The organism is Acinetobacter sp. Swhac1 (genome assembly GCF_013390985.1).
Classification (GTDB): Bacteria; Pseudomonadota; Gammaproteobacteria; order Pseudomonadales; family Moraxellaceae; genus Acinetobacter; species Acinetobacter towneri.
This window is the reverse complement of sequence record NZ_JACASN010000081.1, coordinates 1-2212: the sequence shown is the minus strand read 5'-3', so window position 1 is coordinate 2212 and position 2212 is coordinate 1. Positions and strand designations below refer to the sequence as shown.

Here is a 2212-nt window from a genome sequence, read left to right as displayed (position 1 = left end):
ACAGTTGCTCGATTGATGCAAAAACTAGGTATACAAGGTGTTTGGCGTGGTAAGAATAAACAAACTACCCGTAGCCGAGAGGATCAAAAACGAGCAGATGACTTGGTGAAACGCAATTTTAGTGCTGATCATCCTGACCAGCTATGGGTCGCTGACTTCAGTGTGCCGCAGCAAGCGGCGTAAGAGATGAGGGTATGGCCCCTCGCTATCGGCTTGCAGGAGCAGGTAGCAAACCACCATAAGCGGCTTGGATCAAAAGTCCCGGTCGTGAGCGTTATGGAAAAGGCATCGTAGAGATGTCAGGTAAGAATTAGGAAGGCGAACAACAGTGAACTGCCGTTCAAGTGTCGAAAGTACTCAAATGACATCAAAACCGGGGATGGAAGTTACCCCGCGATTAGTTTGGCCGTTACCTGCTTACGGGCCATTCGGTGTCCGGCGTAGAGGCAGCGCGATCCTAATTCAGGCTCTTACGTTGAACTGCGGGAACCTTCGGTGGCGATGTCAAGCGAAAGGCACAAGCTCAAAAGGCAAGGCTGATAATAGCAATGCGTCACCAAGGGGCGGAGCAACTCATAGTAGTGTTGAAGTTACTGTAATGGTAATGGAGCGAAGGGGTTGCATTATCCAGGTCTACGGATTTGTCAACTGTGCAAGCAGGAGGAGCAAAACTTTATGACCAAACCATTTAATATTCCTAAAGCGTTAATCTGGGAGGCATTTAAAAAAGTCAAAGAGAATGGTGGCGCTCCAGGCGTTGATCATGAATCTATTGAGCAATTCGAAAAGCATTTAAAGAACAACCTATACAAACTATGGAATCGACTTTGTTCTGGCAGTTATTTTCCACCGCCAGTTAAGGCTGTTCCGATTCCAAAGAAGTCAGGTGGCGTGCGTATACTAGGTATTCCAACAGTTGCAGATCGAGTCGCGCAAACAGCAGTTAAGCTCTTATTAGAGCCGAAAATTGATCCATTATTTCATCCAAACTCATATGGATATCGTCCAGGGCGTTCTGCCCATGATGCAATTGCGATAGTGAGGAGACGAAGTTGGGATTATGACTGGGTTGTGGAATTTGATATCAAAGGTCTCTTTGATAACATCGACCATGATTTACTAATGCGTGCACTCAAGAAACACTGTGAAATTCCATGGATTCTTTTATATGTGCAACGTTGGTTAAAAGCACCAATGCAACACATAAATGGCCATCTTTTAGAAAGGAATCGCGGCACACCACAAGGTGGTGTTGTGAGTCCTTTATTGGCGAATTTATTTATGCATTATGCTTTTGATATGTGGATTACGAAACATCTTCAAAGTGTACGGTTCTGCCGTTATGCAGATGATGGCGTAATTCATTGTCGGAGTTTATCTCAAGCCAAACTTGTTTTACAAAAGATCGATGCACGATTTCGTGAATGTGGTCTCGAATTGCATCCAGACAAGACAAAGATTGTTTATTGCCAAGATATTAATCGTCGTAAAGCATATCCCGATGTTCAATTTACTTTTCTCGGGTACACGTTTAGGCCCCGTAAGGCTGTGGACAAGTATAAAAGAGTTTATGTAAATTTCTCTCCTGCAGTCAGTCGTGATGCACTTAAAGCAATGCGACAGACTATTCGGAAATGGCATCTACATCTGATGTGTAATCGCGAATTAAGTGATTTATCTGCAATATTCAATCCAATTCTTCAAGGTTGGCAGCAATACTATGGTCGATTCCATGGTTCAGCAATGTCAGCGATCTGGCAACACATGAATGCTTATCTTATACGCTGGATGAGGCGTAAGTATAAAAACTTGGCCCGTCATAAAAGACGGGCTAGATATGCCTTAGGGCGACTTGCGCGTGATTTTCCAAATGCCTTTGTGCACTGGAAAATGGGATGTTTACCATCGGTTGGATAATGGGAGCCGGATGAGCTGAGAGGTTCATGTCCGGTTCTGCGAGGGGCTAAGGGTGAAATTCCCTTGGTCTACTCACCCGTATATTCAAACAAATTCAGGCTGGGTTTATACTGCATTTATTATTGATGTCTTCTCACGAGCAATTGTTGGATGGAAAGTATCGACACGGATGAATACAGATATGGTGCTCGATGCACTTGAGCAAGCGTTACATGCTCGAGACATGCCAAAGAATGTGATTCACCATAGTGACAGAGGGGTTCAATATCTTTCCATTCGCTATACCAATCGTTTA

General features: G+C 44.1%; 1 protein-coding gene and 2 pseudogenes. All 3 read left to right on the top strand.

Annotation, left to right across the window (positions count from 1 at the left end; genetic code table 11):
* A pseudogene (locus tag HX743_RS15875) lies at positions 1–171 on the top strand (IS3 family transposase); the annotation flags it as partial.
* Positions 172–675: 504 nt separating this feature from the next.
* Positions 676–1917 (top strand): group II intron reverse transcriptase/maturase, encoded by a 1242-nt coding sequence (ltrA, locus tag HX743_RS15870; protein ID WP_004826931.1) that lies wholly within the window; start codon positions 676–678, stop codon positions 1915–1917.
* Positions 1918–1996: 79 nt separating this feature from the next.
* Positions 1997–2212, top strand: a pseudogene (locus tag HX743_RS15865) (DDE-type integrase/transposase/recombinase); the annotation flags it as partial.